The sequence below is a fragment of the Fulvivirga maritima genome, assembly GCF_021389955.1.
GTDB lineage: Bacteria > Bacteroidota > Bacteroidia > Cytophagales > Cyclobacteriaceae > Fulvivirga > Fulvivirga maritima.
This window is the reverse complement of the sequence record NZ_CP089980.1, coordinates 3,594,025-3,613,024: the sequence shown is the minus strand read 5'-3', so window position 1 is coordinate 3,613,024 and position 19,000 is coordinate 3,594,025. Positions and strand designations below refer to the sequence as shown.

The following is a 19,000-nucleotide window of genomic DNA, read 5'->3' as shown; positions in this document are numbered from 1 at the left end:
CGGCTAGCCTTCATGTACTTCAGACTAACTCGTTCTACACTAGTTATTGCGAGGCACAATATCACCTCTTACCTTGTTAGAAACACTTTTGATACACCTTTTAAATTCACTTAGATAAAGCCTCAAACTCACTATCTGTCAATTCTATCTCTGTGGCTTTAATATTTTCTTCCAAATGCTCTAGCGACTTGGTACCCGGGATCAGCAATATATTCTCTGCTCTTTTCAGTAACCAGGTCAGCGCTATCTGAGCTGTGGTAGCCGAATGCTTTTTAGCTATGCTTTCTATTTTTTCCTGCATCTTATCTGGTCCTGATGCCAAAGGAAACCAGGGAATAAATGCCAAGCCGTTTTCTGTAGTATAATCAAGCACTTCTTCCCACTCTCTGTCGCCCAGGTTGTACCTGTTTTGTACTGAAACAATCGGCAACAAGTCCTGAACTTCCTTAATTTGATCTACCGTTACCTCAGAAAGGCCAACATACTTTATTTTTCCATCTTCAACCGCTTTTATTACGGGTTCTAAGGTTTCCCTAACCGGCACTTTTGAATCTATCCTGTGCAGCTGCCACAAGTCTATTTGCTCTACCTGAAGCCTCTCCATACTCCCTGCAATGGCCTTTTTAATATGACTGGGATCTCCATTAGGCACCCAATTATCTGGCCCAGGCCTTTCTAATCCAGACTTAGTGGCTATAACCAATCCTTCTTTATAGGGATGTAAGGCATCTGCTATTAGTTTTTCATTAGTATATGGCCCATAAGAATCTGCGGTATCAATGAAATTAACGCCCAACTCCACTGCTTTCTGCAGCACTTTAAGGCCATTTTCTCTATCCGGTACTTCACCCCAAACGCCTTTTCCGGTCAGTTGCATGCCACCAAAACCTAATCGGTTCACTTCAAGGTCACCGATTTTATATGTGAGATTTACTTTTTCTGTTACCATAACTATATTTTTTAGGTTAGTTGATATAGGTATAATGTTCTTAAAGGCCATTTGGTTAAGCCCAGAGCATTGTTTTTAGACTATTTTTAAGGTAATGTAACCACTACCTTACCTCTTGTGTGGCCAGTTTCTACCTGTAAATGAGCTTCAGCCAATTCATCAAAAGCAAAGGTCTTAAATACATGTGCTTTTACTTTCCCTGTGGCCAGCAGGTCAGCTAACTGATCCATGTCTTCACCGCTAGATTGTACCAGATAGTTCTTACCATCAACTCCTCTTTTTTCCGCTAAGGCCGCTGCTTCATCATTAAAACCGAGATTACTTACCAGCTTACCACCAGGCTTCACTGTATTTACTGATCGCTTAATGTTTTCTCCACCTACTATTTCTATCACCAGATCAATATCCTTGGCCACCTCTTCAAAATTCTTAGCTTTATAATCTATATGTTCATCAGCTCCCAGCTCTAACACAAAATCTTTATTGCCTGCAGAGGATGTACCTATTACATATGCGCCCAGGCTTTTGGCTATTTGCACTGCAAAATGCCCTACGCCACCCGCTGCTGCATGTACCACTACGCGCTGCCCAGCCTGCACATTAGCCTGATGAACCAGATCCTGATATGCGGTAAGCGCCGCCAAAGTAGATGCCGCCGCTTCTTCAAAGGATATCTTTTCAGGTTTTAGAGCCAAATGATCTGCCGGTGAAGCTACATACTCAGCATAAGCTTTACCGTGTCCGGGAAAGTTAACCATCCCAAATACAGCATCGCCCTCTTTAAACTTAGCAACTGCACTACCTACAGCCTCCACCACTCCGGCTACATCCCAACCCAGAATCATAAGATCATCGCCTTCCAGCTTACTGTAAAAGGCCTTCCCTGATCTGGTTTTTACATCTACAGGGTTAATACCCAATGCTTTTACCTTTATAAGCACCTCGTTTTCCTGAATTGCAGGCTTATCTATTTCTTTATGCTTTAACTCTTCTACTCCACCGCCTTTTTCTAATACTATTGCTTTCATAAATACTTATTGCTGTTTTTGTATGACAAATATATACCAGATAACAAACCAAGTAGTGGTATATGTTTTCGTTAATCCTGTAATTTGTAGTATGAAAAAGAAAAGTCTGTACCAACCCTATGAGGTAGAATATGTTACCATGGAGGAAAGCCCGGAAATGGGTAGGAAAAACACATTCTTCGAGCTGGTATATGTGCTTTCTGGTTCTGGGTATCAATGCATCAACCAAAACAAGTTCAAATACCGTGATAATCACATGTTTTTGATCACCCCGTATGATTGTCATCAATTTGAAATCGAACAGCCCACCACCTTTTTCTTTCTTAGGTTTAATGATATTTATATTCAATCTGCTGGGCTGCAAAGTACCAATATTGAAAGAATAGAGTTTATACTTCAAAATGCTGGTAGACAACCTGGATGTATACTGAAAAACCAAAGTGATAAATTACTGGTAAGGCCTATGGTAGAGGCTATCATTCGTGAGTACCTCAATCAGGATTTGTATAATACCGAATTAACTGAGCAAATGATCAACACCTTGATTGTAGTAGTGGCTCGCAACATAGCTAAATACCTGCCAAACACCATAACGGAATATAGTGAAGAAAAAATTCTGGATATTCTACACTATATACAGCAGCATATTTATGAACCTGACAAGATAAGATCAAAAGCCATTAGCAGTGTATTTGGCATTTCTGAATCATACTTAGGCCGATATTTCAAAAAACATACATCAGAAACCCTACAGCAATATATTACCAGCTATCGCTTAAAACTGATAGAACATCGCTTGAAACACAGTAGCCTTCGTATTAATGAAATTGCCTTTACCATGGGATTTACTGATGAGAGTCATCTGAATAAATTCTTTAGAAAAAACAGAGGTATGAGTCCGGTGGCATTTAGGAAAGAGATGAGAAAGGTAGTGGTCTAGAACTATCAATTAAAAGTGGGAGGAACGGGATTCTTTGCTATTCTTTTTATGACATCCACCGACTCTTCATGAAGCGTACTCAGTTGTATATAACCAACCCCACTCATAACGATAGGAAACAAGAACACATATGCATTATTCAAATCACTTATCCCCTTTAATAAGGTTATCATATAAATACCAAAAAATAATATGTAGATCACAAAAAGAAATGATCTATCAAATGGATCTAGCCTATTTTCAATAGTTATCTCAATTGTTCCATTTTTATTTACCAGAGTTACACCCCCTCTTAAAAACAGATGAAAAGAATTTAAATAGTAACTGTATTTAAACTTCGACTCAAAGTTCAACTCACCAGTTTTGATCAATTGAATCTTATCATTTTGATATGTTAATTTATCCACTAAAATGTCCTGCGAAAGATCAACCTTAAAGGTTGATCTTTTTTTATCTTTAACATTTTTAATACACCTACTTTTTTACAAACTTTTTTACAAACTTTTTTACAAACTTTTTTACAAATCTACTAATTATCATAAAACTCAATGCACCTCCACCTCTTTTGCAGCCCCTCTGGGATAACGGATATCTTCCACCATATCTTGGATCTCAGCCGGTGGCGCAGGGGTAAAAGCAGATATAATGATCGAAACCACAAAGTTAATAGCCATTCCTACTGCTCCTATTCCTTCCGGAGATACGCCTAACCACCAGTGATCAGCAGCATCAGCACTACTAAATATGAATTTAAAATAAATGATGTAAGACATGGTGAATAACAAGCCTATCACCATTCCCGCTATTGCTCCTTCCTTATTCATTCTTTTATAAAAAATACCCAATACTATAGCTGGGAAGAAAGATGCCGCCGCCAAGCCAAAAGCAAAAGCCACCACCTGAGCCACAAAACCGGGAGGGTTTATACCAAAATAGCCAGCCACTATCACCGCTGCACCTGCAGCCATACGCGCCCACATCAGCTCCTTTCCCTCAGAAATATTGGGAGCCAATTGCTTCTTAATCAAGTCATGTGATACCGCTGTAGAAATAACCAGCAAAAGACCTGCTGCCGTAGAGAGTGCCGCGGCCAAGCCACCAGCAGCTACCAAGGCAATTACCCAATTAGGCAACTGCGCTATTTCGGGGTTAGCCAGCACCATAATATCACGATCTATTTGCAATTCGTTATTGGCAGCATCGCCCAAATATTGAATTTTACCATCATTATTTTTATCATCATAGGTTATCAAACCTGTACTTTCCCATTTTGAAAACCATTCAGGCATAGTGTCATAAGGTTTATCACTCACTGTATCGATGAGATTGGTTCTGGCAAAAGCAGCAATGGCTGGTGCTGTAGTATACAAAATAGCTATAAATATAAGTGCATAACCGGCAGAGGTACGAGCATCTTTCACCCTGGGAACTGTAAAGAATCGAACTATTACATGAGGTAGTCCCGCGGTGCCAATCATAAGGGCCGCGGTGATACAAAAAACGTCAAAAACATCTTTTGAACCACTGGTATAAGCAGCAAAACCAAGCTCCTGATGCAAGCCATCGAGCTTATCTAAAAGAAAAGAGCCATCTTTCAAGGTCCCCATAAAGCCCAGCTGCGGCAGCAAGGTATCCGTAAGTTGCAGTGCTATGAAAATAGCAGGCACCATATAGGCAAATATTAACACGCAAAACTGAGCTACCTGAGTATAAGTAATGCCTTTCATGCCTCCAAGCACTGCATAAAAGAACACAATAAACATCCCAATGATCACTCCCCACTCTACAGGCACTTCCAAAAAGCGAGAAAATACCACTCCCACTCCGCGCATCTGACCTGCTACATAGGTAAAGGAGATGAAAATAGCACAAATTACTGCCACCGTTCGAGCTGCATTTGAGTAGTACCTATCGCCAATAAAATCAGGGACGGTAAATTTGCCAAACTTGCGTAAATAGGGTGCCAGCAAAAGTGCCAATAATACATACCCGCCGGTCCACCCCATGAGGTAGACAGATCCATCGTATCCCATAAAGGAAATAATGCCAGCCATTGAAATAAAAGAGGCCGCTGACATCCAATCAGCAGCCGTGGCCATACCATTCGCCAATGGGTGCACTCCACCACCGGCTACATAAAAATCTTTGGTAGAGGAAGCGCGAGACCACACCGCAATACCTATATATAAAGCGAAGGAAAGTCCTACAATAATGTAGGTCCAGATTTGAACATCCATGAGTTGAGTTGGTTAAGGGTGATTAAGGTTTAAGAGAAGGATAAGAGCGATTACTCCTCATCCACATCAAATTTTCGATCGAGGCGATTCATGAGTACTACATAAACAAATATGAGTATGACAAAAACATAAATAGAGCCCTGCTGAGCAAACCAAAAGCCCAACTTGGCCCCGCCTATATGAAATTGATTGAGCTGATCTGCCAATAATATTCCACAACCAAAGGACACTACAAACCAAATGGAAAGCAGTATGATGAGGTATAAAAGATTTCTTTTCCAGTACCGTTTATGATTGTTCTGGTTCATGAGTAATGAGGTTAGTAGTTAAGCTAAATAATTAAACAATTTAATAAAATATTGTATTTAATCAATCATTAACTAATCTAATCAGTTACCAGCTTCATTTTAGGCAACATGTAACCTTGGCTATAAAACAAACTATTAGTTTGTGAATAATGCAGCAACAATAACATTCCCCCTTGATACACTTTGAGTTGGATTATTAATTTATTTAAAAGATACTGTACAGATGATTAAAAAATGAAGCCGCCTCAAAATTCACTTTTGAGACGGCTCTCTTTGAATGTATGAGTTATTCACTCATTTGCAGGTTTTATTATCTTTTCACTATTCTAAGCGCTTTTTCGAAGTTATATCCATTGATTTTGAGAATATAGATACCTTCTTTCAGCTGACTTACGTTGAGTCTGGCATCCATCGTATCATTCATCACTCCTGCAGCTATCACATCACCAGCATAATTGATGATTTCATATTCAAAAGCTTCATCATAATTACTGAATTTGACATTGATATAGTCCGTACAAGGGTTAGGGAATGCACTTACTGCCACTGGCTGCTGCGCCTGCACTCCTTCTAGATATACTGCTATTACTCTGCTATATTCATGCTGACCATCATAATCCAACTGCCTTAATCGGTAATAGTAGATAGGAGCTGTACCAAAACCCTTATCATTATAATTATAGCTATGCACGTCTTTAGTAGTTCCGTTTCCGTGTACAAAGCCTATCATTTCGAAATTTCTTCCATCTACTGACCTTTCTACTTCAAAGCCCTCATTATTCACTTCGGAAGCAGTAACCCAGGTAAGCTGTATATAATCTTCTTTAAATACACCTTCAAAAGATAGTAGCTCTACAGGCAACGCGGTTAAAGCATTGTACAAGTAATCTGGCGTTCCTGTTTGTCCTGCAGAGAAGTCATCGGACCAGATATTATTACCGTTACTGTCTTCATCTGCAGTAGGTGTACCATCATCATCGTCATCATTATCCTGGAAATTATAAACCCCATCATTATCCACATCCGTTAGTGAGGCTATTCTTCCACCCGAATTTCTATCAAAAGCATCCAGTATACCATCGCCATCAGCATCAGCGAACCCTTCAGCGGCATCGAGGAAAGTATTGCCATTATCATCCCAATCAGCTACGCCATCAGCATTACTATCATGAGCTTCTATAATATCTCTTATTCCGTCGCCATCTGAGTCTGTATCCAGATAATCTGGTGTGCCGTCAGAATCAGTATCTGGCACTGAAAGGGCGAGGTCTGAATTATTCTGATCTACGCTATTGCCCAGGCCATCGCCATCAGAGTCACTGAAATTATCAAGAATGCCATTGCCATCTACATCAGTTCCTCCAGCTTCTACCAGGTCAGTGATACCATCATTATCTGAGTCTCTATCATAAATGTCTCTCAGACCATCAGAATCACTGTCGGGGTTAGGCAGAGGAGTATTATCTACTGCATTAGCAAAGCCATCATTATCAGAATCATTATTTTTCACATAAGTGGCTGTATAATTTCCCTGGCCCGTCATGTTAGCGGGCAAGGTGCCACCATTGGCTTCAAGAGCATCTACCAGTCCATCATTATCACTATCCAGGTCTAAGTGATTAGGCACACCATCCTGATCATAATCAGTCTGATCATCTACACCATCATAATTGCTATCAGTAAATCCGGCAAAATCTGAATCTCTAAAGTTAGGAATACCGTCATAGTCATCATCAGCGTCAGGGTCAGAACCATAGGTGGCTGGCAATTCATCGGCATCGGCTATACCGTCGTTATCATCATCATTATCAATATCATCGGCCACGCCATCGGCATCTTTATCATCTATACATTTATTGAAATTATAGCCCACTGCATCTAAGTAGACTGTTCCGGCTGTTCTTTGGAATAACATATATCTGGCTCCTTCAGCAGGGACAGTGTAGTAATAAATAGTCCATTGATTGCCTCCTGCATTATCAGTAAATGTAGTATTACCAGAAAGGTTAATGTAGCCATTATTAATCTCATTACTGGTGGCCACTAACATGCCATCTCCACTGCTGGTAACCATATAGATTTCAATAGTTTCACCCGCAGGCACATATTCCTGAAGGTCAAGGTACATGTAGTCTCCATTCTGAAAGGTGCTTACTGTACCGGTAGTTCCATCAAAATTAGCCGCTCCCAATGAGTTATTAGCACTGGTTACACCATTATTAAACACCACTGAAGAAGCATTACCAGTAATATTTCTTTGCACATAGCCTCCTCCACAAGGATTAGTAGTGGCTTCCAAATAATCAGCTATACCATTAGCAGGATCGTTATCTACCGCTTCATTTTCTGTAAGGATATTGTCATCATCATCATCATTATCTCTAAAGTCAGGCTCACCACTGCCATCGGTATTTTGTACTGAAGCTGCCACGCCACCGTTATCCGGATCAAAAGCATTATCCAAGCCATCCCCATCAGTATCAGTTCCGCTAGCAGTTCTATCTGCAGTACCATTAGAATTGGCATCATGACCTTCTATGCTATCCGCTACACCATCATTATCACTATCTGTATCTCTGAAGTCGGCAGTGCCATCAGCATCGGCATCATAGGGAGAGAAGGCTACACCTCCATTATCCGTATCATAAGCGTTGTCAAGCCCATCACCGTCAGTATCAATGCCGGTAGGCGCCGAATAACTTACTGTTGCCTGGCCTTCTACATTATCAGTTATTCCATCTCCGTCAGAATCAGCATCCAGGTAATCGGGTAAAGCATCACCATCAATATTGCTGTAGCTATCATTAATACCATTGTTATTGCTATCATAGGCACCAGCCTCATCGCTATCTAAAATTCCATCTCCATCAGAATCTGCATCCAGGTAATCTTCTACTCCATCACCATCAGTATCTGTAGTTAAGGCTGTGCCGCCGGTAGAAGGGTCTACATCATCAACCAAACCATCTGCATCACTATCATTAGCACTGGCATAGGAAGATGTAAATTGCCCGTCTTCTGTCATGTTAGCAGGTAGCACGCCGCTGTTAGCTTCCACTGCATTTGGTATGCCATCATTATCAGCATCTAAATCCAGGTGATTAGGAATACCATCCTGATCTATATCGAAAATATCGTTTATTCCATCAGCATTAGCATCTACAAAAGCGCCTTTGGTTGGGTGTACAAAGTCACTGTCCAGATAATTTGGAGTGCCGTCACCATCTGCATCCGCACCAGGATCTACTCCATACCCCTGATCTACATCTGCTATTCCATCATTGTTATCATCAATATCGGCATCAGCACTAACGCCATCACCATCCATATCATCAGTATAAAAAAGATAATCTGGTGTAGGGTTGCCCCCTTGCGTAAAGTCATTTGCATAGTTGAAGTCAAGGTTAAAATCTTCGTTGGCTGTTAAAATACCATCATTATCGTCGTCATTATCACGCCAATCGGGCAAAGCATCACCATCTGTATTTTGCAATGGCGCAGGGCTGCCACCATTGTCAGCATCAAACATATTAGCCAAGCCATCACCATCGGTGTCAGTATTATGATTGAACAGGTTAAACTGACCATCGCTATTAGCGTCATTAGCTTCGAAAATATCTCTCAATCCATCTCCATCAGAATCACCATCTATAAAGTCATATTTTCCATCACCATCAGTATCCTGCAATACTATGGCGCCGCTTCCATCTACATCATAGGCATCATCAATACCATCTCCATCACTATCCAATCCTGACTCAGCCCTGTACCCCAATGAGCTCTGTGCTTCCACATTATCAGGAATACCATCTCTATCTGAATCTATGTCTCGATAATCTGGCAAACCATCGGCATCGGTATCTGCTATAAGCAGTACATCACCATTATTTGTAAGGTCATAATTATCATTAATACCATCATTATCTGCATCAAAAAAGTCATCTGCACGTCCATCTCCATCAGCATCTACTGCTCCGGCCTCAATGCTATCAGGTATACCATCGCCATCGCTATCCGCATCCAGCATATCGGGAATGCCGTCTCCATCGGTATCATTATTGGCTAATGGAGCACCTCCATTATCAGTATCCAGATCATTTACTATTCCGTCAGCATCAGTGTCATTAGCCATAGCATAAGTCACCTCATAACGGCCGTCATCAGACATATTATCGGGCAATACGCCACCATTGGCCTCCACAGCATCTGGTATTCCATCATTATCAGAATCTCTGTCCAGATGATTAGGAATTCCGTCTAAATCAGCATCATAGCCATCATGAATACCATCTGCATTAACATCAACAAAAGCGGAAAAATCACTATCCATATAATCAGGAATATCATCACCATCTTCATCAGCTCCCGGGTCTACACCACCTGCTTCTGTAATATCTGGGATACCGTCATTATCATCATCAGCATCATCTACATTGAGCACATGATCGTAATCATTATCTGCACCACACCAGTAAAAATCATGAATACCTATAGTCTGGAAAGTAGCTGGCGTATAGTTATTGTATAAAAAGACTAATGAATCGATCGTTTCAGGTACGGTAATGGTCACGTTACCATCAGCTGAATTATTATCTGCAAAACCAGTTCCTAAAACGGTGTTATTACCAATAAAAGTATTGGCTGCAGAGGTGGTAACGTCTGCCCCAACCAGAGTAACCAGTTTGCCATCAGAATAACCATTAATAGTTAAAGAATCCTGAAAAACGCCCTGGTCAACATCAAAAATGGTAAAATTAAACGAATAGGTAGGCTTACTAAACTTAAATGTGGCAATAGCATACTCGTTTCTATTATCAATAGTTTGCTCCCACACAATACTTCTTATCCCTTGTAGCGAGTTAGAAACCTCAAAACCGCTTACATGGCCATAAATATCTATGGAACTAATACTAAATTCCACATCACTCACCGAATACGTCTGATTTCTGGGATCTGTACCTAAGGGATAATCATCCCAATCCACCACGTAAGGTGAAGCACAGTTTTGACCATAAGATTGGCCCAGAAAAAGAAAGAAAACTAACCCTGCAAATATAGCACCCCTCATTTCTTAATATTTTTAATAATTTCATACATTCAGAAAAAGAGGATGCCAATATCAAACCTAAATATTAATCACTTGATTTTCAGTTATTTAATTAAATTAAGCTGCATGAAATTTTCCTACAGGCGGAAATAATCTTTATATAAGACAATAATATCACATCATTGATACACAAAATCACCTAAGTATGTATTCTATTGAATAACTTCAATCCATTATGTAACAAAACACCATCTAAGCAAGAAAATTGATTTTTTATACGTGGGTCATGTCCTATTATTATTATACTTTTACTTCCTATTGAAAACCCTTATGAAAATTAAAATCGCCATCGTACTTATTAGTGTATGTATAATTGTCTTCGCATGTCTTTGGATTGTAAAAAACCTTAACATCAACCCCAACCATGAAGTAGGCGAACCAATAGACAGCCTTAACCAGGTGGTAGTATATTATAACGGCGGCGTTAATCATGTACTTGAAAGAAACCTCACGGCTGATGGTTATAATTTAGGCTTGAAATATCAGTGCGTAGAGTTTGTAAAACGATATTATTATCAGCACCTGAATCATAAAATGCCTGACAGCTATGGCCATGCAAAAGATTTTTTTAATGCCGAAATAAAAGATGGTGAACTTAATGCTGCACGAAATTTAATTCAGTTCACTAACCCTTCATCTACCTCTCCACAGGTAAATGACCTGATCATTTTTAGAGGCCACTGGCTTAATAGGTATGGGCATGTGGCCATTATTAGTGAAGTCACTGAAAATCACATAGAAATCATACAACAAAACCCCGGTCCTTTTGAGAGCTCAAGAGAAATAATAGAGCTAAAAGAGAAAAATAACAAAAACTGGAAAGTGCAGAATAACAAGGTGTTAGGCTGGTTACGAAAAACAGAATAGGAGAAAAAGGGAAAAAGTATTTGCGGAATTTAATTTTTTAATTTACATTAATTCCAGAATAAACAATTAGCAACCCATCATTAATACCAACCAAGTTTAACTTAAATAATTGTATTATGTTAGGAATTTGGCTATCAAAAAAGGAAAGACCAAGACTTTACAACTACTGGTAGTAGTATCACTACTGTCTCTTGGTATAGGAGCGATGTTAGCGGTGTAAATCACCAATGATAGAATATTTTAAACCCAGCCACAAGCATTAGAGCTTGTGGCTTTTTTTGTGCTGCTTGTTGGGTGATGTAGGGATGTATTGTGGGTTATTTTTTAACAACCGAATGCTTTCATCTCAGGTAATATTAATCTCCATGTTTCCAATACCACCATTTCAATTTCTCAGCTTCATGGTTTTCTACAGGTGTGTTAGCAAAATAAACAGCACATCTAAACACATATAAAACACATCTGTCCTGCACTGCTCCTGCGTATGAGTTAGAAAGATCATAAAGCTTATCCGGATTTTGCCCTTTTAGGTCGCCAATAGAAGTGATACCAATATTCCATAAGTCAGTAGCCAAAGACTTGCCTACACCCGGAATAATTCTTAACTCCTTTATAGCTTGCTCTTTAGATTCAGAAAATGAAGTCACAATTATTATGTTTACGCTTACAAGCTAACTAAAATAGGTCAGGATACTACAGCATCAACCTTTCTTTTTATTACGATACCCAAACCATGCATGATCAAATTTCACTTTAAGGAAAATCAGTTTTTCCTTTATCTGGGGAATTAGCTGATTTAAATCATTTAATTGTATATCTTTCTTTCCTAATAGATCTTCTAATAAAGAGGTTAAAGTTACATTAACCTCTTGTGACAAAGGGGCCACAAAACCTCGTTTATCAACATACTTTTTCCCTTGCTTGACCCCTTCCCACTGACTAGCTGCTTTACTTTCTTTTTCAGAGAAAAATATCTTATACTCAAGATACTGGGTGACATCACAAAAATGCTTAAACATATTATAGGCTCTGTGCACATATTTTCCTGCCTTAATCAGATCTGGAACACTTTTCGTGTTATGTAAGCTGTGCATAGCAAAACCAATCTGCTCTATAAAACCATGATAATATTCTGCAGGAGATAATTGTAATTTCTTAAAATTGGCCCCTTCATTTCTTTTATACATCAAGTCCAGCATTTGCTTATTTACCACCACTCCTATCACAGACCCCTGGGTGTAATAGGCTTCATTAGCATATGCCAGAGCAATTGATTTTGAAGTTTTTAATTCTACATAGGCGTCATCGGCCTTCTTTTTAACCTCCTTATCTCGAGGTGCATTTCTGAGCTTATACTTCCAAAACTGAAATTTATGTCTGGCTGCCAATACATTCGCTTCCAGCTGCCGTTCGTATTCTCTATTCTCTGGTGCTATTTTAGATAAAGATTCTTCGGTAAGCCCCGCATTCGCTTCTGACGAATTCCCTTTCTTCGCCTCATTGACCATCCACTCTCGTTCTGAAAAATTAACTTCCGCTTTACTTATCTGCTCTGCTATATCTTGCTTAAATTCATCTGATGCTTTGTATTTTGAAGCTTCTTTATACGCTTTCCAATCATCATCGGCCATATTTACACGCATCATTAACATAGCCATTTCCTGTTGCTCTCTAATATCTCTTTCTATGGCTTTTTCATCCGTGAGTACATGCGTTCTCCATGCGGAGTCGTTATTGAAATATTTGCTATTTGGATCAGGTTTTAGCTTCCCCTTTTTCTTTAGGTCAAAAACCTTTTTAGGCACAAAATCCTGTGCATAAAAATTAACATCATATACCACACCGGATTCCCTACCATGCCCATACCTTTTTTTAAAGGTTTCATTTAGCCACTTCACTGCGAATTCGGTACCGTCTCCACTCAAATTTACATCTATATCTGAAGTAGGATTAGTACTGCCAGGCACATTGCCTTTTACCTCCTTAATATCGTATTTAATATCAAGTTCTAAGGCCCTCAATTTAACATCCATTTTTTCGACTTCGTCTTGCTCTATGACATTCTTCTCTTTTTTTTGATGACTGAAATATTCCTCCCTCTTCTTTACTTCATCTTCACGAGCAACTGTTTTAACCTCATTTAATAATTTCTCTGTTATCTTAGCTCGATAATCCAGCAACTTCTGCATACCATGGGGACCTTCTTTGGCGGCCTGAGTAGGCCCTTCAGGGTGATGAAGCTCTCCATTTTTGAACTGCCTAAGCACTACAAACCAGTTGTTTTCAGCATGTTTGTAAACATATTTATCAGGATCAGTCACGGCCAGCTGATTTTTAGATCTATTATCCTCAAAGGCCGCATTACCTCCATTGCCTTGCCCTTCGTTTTCCCTACCTCCTATTTCTTCCCTTTTTTCTTTATCGGCTTTAGGCATAGTGAATTAGTGGTTAGTGTTTTGAAAAGAGAATTAGTTCTTATGTGGTACAAGTTGATTTATGCAACAGGGTAAGGTATGTTAGTCTAATACAGTAGATGAGAGAAGTGGAGAAAACTATAATCCATGGTATCTTCAAAGATCCTTTAACCAGTCTGGAGCCACAAAATCAGAATCATCATCAATATCATCTAAAGTCATCGGAGTTGGAAGCGCTCCTGGAGGCATCATTATATCATCATCATCATCAAATAAAGGCATCGAAGCTGGCATTTCTAGAGGCACCAACGAATCATCATCATCATGAAATATAGGCAACGAGACTGGTATTTCTGGAGGCATAAACATTCCGCCATCCTCAACTCCCTCTGTTATGGGAGCTGCATATGTACCTGCTTCTCCTACTGGCCAGTCTTTTACTGTAGCTGTAGATATATTACTAAGCCTTCTGTTATAAAGCTTTTTAGCGTCTTTTCGGAGTGTCCCTTTATCGTAATCATAAATATCAGAAAATCGATCTTTCTTGGATGGCCCTTCTACATGCTTCACCGCACGAGGAAATAGTACCTGCGCGGGTGAGTATTTTCTCAATAATGCATTTAAGTAAGTAGCATCCTCTTTAATGCTTGAAATATTAGTATGATCTTTTTCTATAATAGCTATCCTCTCATCTCTCTTTGTATTATCCCCATCAGCATGAACCTGTAACCAGAGCTTCATTTTTATATGTTCCAGAAGATCAATGATCATCATTTCAGCTTTATCCTGTTTATACTTGGGAGTATAACTTTTTAAATTCACACTTTCTGAGGTTTCATTAACACCTATAATCTTTCCAGGATAAGTATTTTTAGGAATTTTCCTTTTCTCTTCCCGACTGGGCTGTTGCAACAGATCTCCCGCTTGAATTAAAACTCCTGGCTGGTTTAAGTACCATCGTAATGGACGACTAATACGTGCACCTTCTTTATTGTCTCTAATTGTAACAAATCCATTTTTTGTTGCAGGCGATGCAAAACGGGTCTTCAGATTAGGCATCAAGTCTTTATGTTCAATAAAGCCAAATACATAGTCTTCGTTCTTTAAAGCTATGTCATTTGGAGTGGTTTTCCTATCGATGTCCTTACCCGCAATCTTCGCCTCTTCTTCTCTCATCTTTAAACTCTTCAACTCCCCTACCTTGGTAATTATATTTTCGTGCTTACGATTAAAATAAAAACTGACAATTAATTGATCTAACATTCCCAACAACCTTGTTGACATTTCAGTCATTATCTGCTCTAACCACTTCATGTCATTCGCTTTGTGCTCTTCGTTATACTTTAGTTCATTTTGCACCCTTTGATTCCGCTTTAATTCATTATTCAAATATGTCCCCTGTTTAAAATGATTAAATGCCAATGTGGCCCTATCTTTTTTTAATTTAATTCTTTTCGTAATTTCATTAACAGTAATGTCTTTCTTTGCATCCCTGACACCATACGCTGCCCATATCTTAGCAACCAAATCAGACTGCCACCACTCTTTAAAATCAATTCCCTCCTTATTTAATAACTTCCTTAGTTCAGTCAAACTATTAACCGTATCACCAGAGGCTTGCTTCACTTTTAATTGATGTACATTATTACTAAAAAGAGTATGGTTAGCTACTGTTTGCTTATTATCATGAAGAGTAGCGCTACTGAAAGTTTGACTTAGCTGTGCCCTCTCCCCCATCACATCTGCCTCTTTTTCCAGCCCGGCATCATCATTAATAGCTACTTTGCTTTTTAGCTGTCTTGTAGGTTGAACACGGCCTTGCTTCTGCTGCACTACGTGCCAGGCTTCGTGTGGCAAGTGTTTTTCCTGCCCCGGTGCCAAGTGAATATCTGTGCCTTGCGCATAGGCATGGGCTTGTAATTGAGCTGGCTTGCTGGAGTTAAAATGTACTTTTACGTCATCCATGCTATAGCCAGAGAGGTTTTCTATTCCCGATTTCAGGTTATCTGGCAGACCGGTTTTATTGGCTTTCCGCTGAATAGGATTATCAGCCTTTGACGATGCCGACCGCATCACCGCCTGTGTCTTTCTTTGAAAAACTGTACTTTCGCGATTATCCTCCATAGTAGCAACTCCTCCATGAGATGCTTCCTCCTGTACACGCTGAACCGGCTGGCTTTCTTTTACCTGATTTTCCTGTGATTTCATCATTCTAAATCAATTTAAAATAATACCTTCTTTATGCAGCTCCTTTCTAATTATAGCTTCCAAAGTTCTTTGTGTAATAGACTGCTGCTGTGCTGCCACAGCCAGCAGGGTGGCTTTTCGCACTACATTCATAATTACACCTCCTGAAAGCTCATACTTTTCAGCCACAGCTAATAAATCAGTGTCTGGGTCCAGAGGAAGTTTTTCTGAAAAGGACTGCTTCCACAGCTGATGCCGCTCAGCAACTCCAGGCATTCTAAACTCTATCATAGACTGAAAACGACGGGTAAAGGCTTCATCTATATTTTCTTTAAGGTTAGTAGCAAGAATTACCACCCCAGAAAAATCTTCTATCCGCTGCAAAAGGTAGCCTATCTCCTGATTACCATATCTGTCATTAGCACTATTTACCTGAGTACGTTTACCAAAAAGAGAATCGGCCTCATCAAAAAAGAGAATCCAATCATGCTTTTCTGCCTGATCAAATACTTTGGCCAGGTTTTTTTCTGTTTCGCCAATGTATTTGGAGACAGTCATGCTCAAATCTATTTTATAGACCGGTTTACCTGTTGTTTTTCCAAGAAGGGCCGCTGTCATGGTTTTTCCGGTACCTGGAGGACCGTAAAAAAGGCTTTTGTAACCCGGCTTCAGTCTGCGACTTAACCCCAGGTCGCTCATAATAGCATGTCCATAATTGGTCCACTCCAATATTTCCTGAAGGCTATCACTAGTCTTTTTACTGAGCACAATATCTTCCCAAAGCATTTGTGTAGTAATATGCTGAGCCGGAAAATCTACACTGTAAACCGGATGATATTCTTGACCACATATTAAATAATCTACATACTCATCAGCCACCAGCCAGGTACCGCTTAACCGCGGATAACCTCGCTTGGGTACACCGCCTGTTATAACCTGGCTTTTAGAAAAAAGGATGCTGAGAATTAAAAATATGCTGATAGTACAATCTCTTTTCCAGATCCTCACCTGCCAGTATAAACATGGCTGTTTCAGCCGTAGGCACCAAGCCCAAATGGCCATCGAGCAATACTCCTCCAAACTCACTATATCTACGATCGTAATCATGATTTTTGGTTAGCATAACATCTAATAAACCTGGCTTCAGGTGTGGTATGAGGGCTAATATCAAAACCAATCGCTCTTCCACACTTAATCTGTGCTCTCTCACAAAATCAGCATAACTTCCCTCCGCATCTAACACATAAGGCACCGGCAGTTGATCAATGGACTGATACGATGTTTCCTGCTCAAAATGCAAGGCCAGTCGTACATGGATCACTTCTCTTAGCCATTCCAGCTCCTGATTAAGAATCTGTGCATTTTGCTGCAAGATAATATTGATACTATTTTGAAGTGTCAGTTCCATTCTACTACAAGTATTTCGTTCATCCATGGTAATTTAATAGTGTTAAAGCTCCAGGGGATTTTATCTAAAGTGATATCATAAGTCTCCCTTTTTACTTGCAAAAGCCAATGGCCGTCTCGCGTGCGCAAGAGCCCTTCGCGCTGTAAGTACGAGCGCCTAAGCCCATCTATCGTGAGGTTTTTCCAATGATTATTATTAGAAATCACTGCCTTTAACAAACCTTCTCCCATTTCCTTTTCTTCTTCAGTGAGTGGTTCAGGAGAGATTACGGAAGACAAGGTGATACCACACAATATCTTATTGAGAGGAAGTACTCCTTCAAAAAAAGTAGCCTCAGAATTGACCAAATATTGTAAAACGAGGGCAGCTTTATGCTGCGCCTCCTCCGTTAAAAACTCTTTATTTACAACATATTCCAGATTTTCAAAAAAGCGAACTATAAATGGCCAAAGAATAACCAAACCACTATTGGTAATGGGAATAGCATCTGTTTCGTTGAAACTTGTATGAAATTTTTTAAGGACTGGAGACTCATTTTGTCCGATGTTTAACAAATGTTCCAGCTGCTGCAAGCCATCAGTTATTACGCTGACTTTCCCTTGTTCAACATCACTTTCTAAAGCTTTCAATTGGCTCTTTAACACTATCAACTGCCTTTTGGGCCACTGCTCAATATGAGAATGAATCGACGTTAACTGCCTTATTTTTTCAATAATGACCTGATTATAACCCTTTCCACTCGCCCTGTTTTTGAGTTGATCTAATACATTATTTATTAGATCGACCAATTGCTTTCTATTTAAAGTATTCTCTTCTCCTAAATCGGCTGACACGTCATCTCCCTCACCTAAAGCCTGCATTACCCGACGCACAATATCTTCTGTCCTCAAATCAGTATTCAGAGCGATCTCTTGCAAGACCTCAGACCAAAAAACAGGCATCACTTCGGCCTCTCCCTTACTAGTTTTAGATATTACCTGATTTCTGGCTTCCGCAATTTCTATTATAGATATGGAACCTACCGATTGAATAGCCTGCTGCACTTGACCTTCCGAAAAGGCATTGATAAAACGCTTTGTTAAATCAGAATTTCGCCCAACCAATTTTACAAGCTCAACTAATTGAGGATCTGATACCGACAGCAATTGATCAAACAGATCATGAAGGTGTTTTTTGGCATTCTCCTCTACCCACCAGGGTAAAATACCGGTTTCAATAAAATAAGCAATAGCTTCTATTGGCCTGCCAGCAGCCGGTTGCTCACCACGCTGATCCTCAAAATTAAACTCCTGAATACCAACCTCTTCATGCAACTTTTGAGCAAACACCTCTTCCAATTCCTCTATGGAGACTTCCCCTAAATCAATATTGAGCTGATCGATACGACAATCACCATATTGAGTACTTAACTCATCGCATTGCTTCTCAATAATTGGCAGCAATTTATAATAAAACAAATCACATACCTGCTCTTGCAGCTGCTGAACATCAGCCTTTTCAGAAACATGTATTTCTATAATTTGCTTATTGATGATATGTCTGCCTCCACTCATAT

General features: G+C 39.6%; 14 protein-coding genes. 2 read left to right on the top strand and 12 right to left on the bottom strand.

Annotated features, from left to right (window positions below; translation table 11 throughout):
* Window positions 1-106 precede the first annotated feature (106 nt).
* Both LVD15_RS15385 and LVD15_RS15380 read right to left on the bottom strand, forming a co-directional pair.
* Window positions 107-949, bottom strand: a complete 843-nt coding sequence (locus LVD15_RS15385; RefSeq protein ID WP_233776109.1) for an aldo/keto reductase — start codon at window positions 947-949, stop codon at window positions 107-109.
* 86 nt (window positions 950-1,035) lie between these two features.
* The gene (locus LVD15_RS15380) at window positions 1,036-1,977 is read right to left on the bottom strand and encodes an NADP-dependent oxidoreductase (protein ID WP_233776108.1); all 942 of its coding nucleotides are present in this window, start codon (window positions 1,975-1,977) and stop codon (window positions 1,036-1,038) included.
* A gap of 91 nt (window positions 1,978-2,068) precedes the next feature.
* Between LVD15_RS15380 and LVD15_RS15375 the strand changes: the two genes are divergently transcribed.
* On the top strand, window positions 2,069-2,917 hold the full coding sequence (locus tag LVD15_RS15375; protein WP_233776107.1) for an AraC family transcriptional regulator: 849 nt from the start codon (window positions 2,069-2,071) through the stop codon (window positions 2,915-2,917).
* 5 nt (window positions 2,918-2,922) lie between these two features.
* On the opposite strand, the gene LVD15_RS15370 is transcribed toward LVD15_RS15375, so the two are convergent.
* The 4 genes from LVD15_RS15370 to LVD15_RS15355 form a co-directional block, all read right to left on the bottom strand.
* On the bottom strand, window positions 2,923-3,324 hold the full coding sequence (locus LVD15_RS15370) for a hypothetical protein (protein WP_233776106.1): 402 nt from the start codon (window positions 3,322-3,324) through the stop codon (window positions 2,923-2,925).
* A 138-nt stretch (window positions 3,325-3,462) separates the two neighbouring features.
* Complete coding sequence (locus tag LVD15_RS15365) at window positions 3,463-5,154, bottom strand: sodium:solute symporter family protein (RefSeq protein ID WP_233776105.1); 1,692 nt, start codon at window positions 5,152-5,154, stop codon at window positions 3,463-3,465.
* Between the two features lie 50 nt (window positions 5,155-5,204).
* Complete coding sequence (locus tag LVD15_RS15360) at window positions 5,205-5,462, bottom strand: DUF4212 domain-containing protein (protein WP_233776104.1); 258 nt, start codon at window positions 5,460-5,462, stop codon at window positions 5,205-5,207.
* A gap of 310 nt (window positions 5,463-5,772) precedes the next feature.
* Window positions 5,773-10,530, bottom strand: coding sequence for a T9SS type A sorting domain-containing protein (locus LVD15_RS15355; protein WP_233776103.1), 4,758 nt, complete (start codon window positions 10,528-10,530; stop codon window positions 5,773-5,775).
* 309 nt (window positions 10,531-10,839) lie between these two features.
* Between LVD15_RS15355 and LVD15_RS15350 the strand changes: the two genes are divergently transcribed.
* Window positions 10,840-11,436 carry a CHAP domain-containing protein gene (locus LVD15_RS15350; protein WP_233776102.1) on the top strand — a complete coding sequence of 199 codons (597 nt, stop codon included), beginning with the start codon at window positions 10,840-10,842 and terminating at the stop codon, window positions 11,434-11,436.
* Window positions 11,437-11,792: 356 nt separating this feature from the next.
* Here the strand turns inward: LVD15_RS15350 and LVD15_RS15345 are convergent, their stop codons facing one another.
* The 6 genes from LVD15_RS15345 to LVD15_RS15320 form a co-directional block, all read right to left on the bottom strand.
* A complete protein-coding gene (locus LVD15_RS15345; protein ID WP_233776101.1) occupies window positions 11,793-12,083 on the bottom strand; it encodes a helix-hairpin-helix domain-containing protein in 291 nt (96 codons plus the stop codon).
* Between the two features lie 54 nt (window positions 12,084-12,137).
* Window positions 12,138-13,871, bottom strand: a complete 1,734-nt coding sequence (locus LVD15_RS15340; RefSeq protein WP_233776100.1) for a hypothetical protein — start codon at window positions 13,869-13,871, stop codon at window positions 12,138-12,140.
* 135 nt (window positions 13,872-14,006) lie between these two features.
* Window positions 14,007-16,061 (bottom strand): eCIS core domain-containing protein, encoded by a 2,055-nt coding sequence (locus LVD15_RS15335; RefSeq protein WP_233776099.1) that lies wholly within the window; start codon window positions 16,059-16,061, stop codon window positions 14,007-14,009.
* A gap of 6 nt (window positions 16,062-16,067) precedes the next feature.
* A complete protein-coding gene (locus tag LVD15_RS15330) occupies window positions 16,068-17,045 on the bottom strand; it encodes an ATP-binding protein (RefSeq protein WP_233776098.1) in 978 nt (325 codons plus the stop codon).
* Window positions 16,981-17,445, bottom strand: coding sequence for a hypothetical protein (locus tag LVD15_RS15325; protein WP_233776097.1), 465 nt, complete (start codon window positions 17,443-17,445; stop codon window positions 16,981-16,983). Before LVD15_RS15325 ends, LVD15_RS15330 begins: the two co-directional genes overlap by 65 nt.
* Complete coding sequence (locus LVD15_RS15320) at window positions 17,436-18,998, bottom strand: contractile injection system tape measure protein (RefSeq protein ID WP_233776096.1); 1,563 nt, start codon at window positions 18,996-18,998, stop codon at window positions 17,436-17,438. The genes LVD15_RS15325 and LVD15_RS15320 overlap by 10 nt, the downstream gene beginning before the upstream one ends.
* Between the last annotated feature and the right edge of the window lie 2 nt (window positions 18,999-19,000).

Bases quoted from the DNA above. Each gene is read 5' to 3' on its own strand.
- LVD15_RS15335 (WP_233776099.1), bottom strand. From the start codon at position 16,061: ATGATGAAATCACAGGAAAATCAGGTAAAAGAAAGCCAGCCGGTTCAG.
- LVD15_RS15350 (WP_233776102.1), top strand. From the start codon at position 10,840: ATGAAAATTAAAATCGCCATCGTACTTATTAGTGTATGTATAATTGTC.
- LVD15_RS15375 (WP_233776107.1), top strand. From the start codon at position 2,069: ATGAAAAAGAAAAGTCTGTACCAACCCTATGAGGTAGAATATGTTACC.
- LVD15_RS15325 (WP_233776097.1), bottom strand. From the start codon at position 17,445: ATGGAACTGACACTTCAAAATAGTATCAATATTATCTTGCAGCAAAAT.
- LVD15_RS15365 (WP_233776105.1), bottom strand. From the start codon at position 5,154: ATGGATGTTCAAATCTGGACCTACATTATTGTAGGACTTTCCTTCGCT.
- LVD15_RS15360 (WP_233776104.1), bottom strand. From the start codon at position 5,462: ATGAACCAGAACAATCATAAACGGTACTGGAAAAGAAATCTTTTATAC.
- LVD15_RS15320 (WP_233776096.1), bottom strand. From the start codon at position 18,998: ATGAGTGGAGGCAGACATATCATCAATAAGCAAATTATAGAAATACAT.
- LVD15_RS15380 (WP_233776108.1), bottom strand. From the start codon at position 1,977: ATGAAAGCAATAGTATTAGAAAAAGGCGGTGGAGTAGAAGAGTTAAAG.
- LVD15_RS15340 (WP_233776100.1), bottom strand. From the start codon at position 13,871: ATGCCTAAAGCCGATAAAGAAAAAAGGGAAGAAATAGGAGGTAGGGAA.
- LVD15_RS15385 (WP_233776109.1), bottom strand. From the start codon at position 949: ATGGTAACAGAAAAAGTAAATCTCACATATAAAATCGGTGACCTTGAA.
- LVD15_RS15355 (WP_233776103.1), bottom strand. From the start codon at position 10,530: ATGAGGGGTGCTATATTTGCAGGGTTAGTTTTCTTTCTTTTTCTGGGC.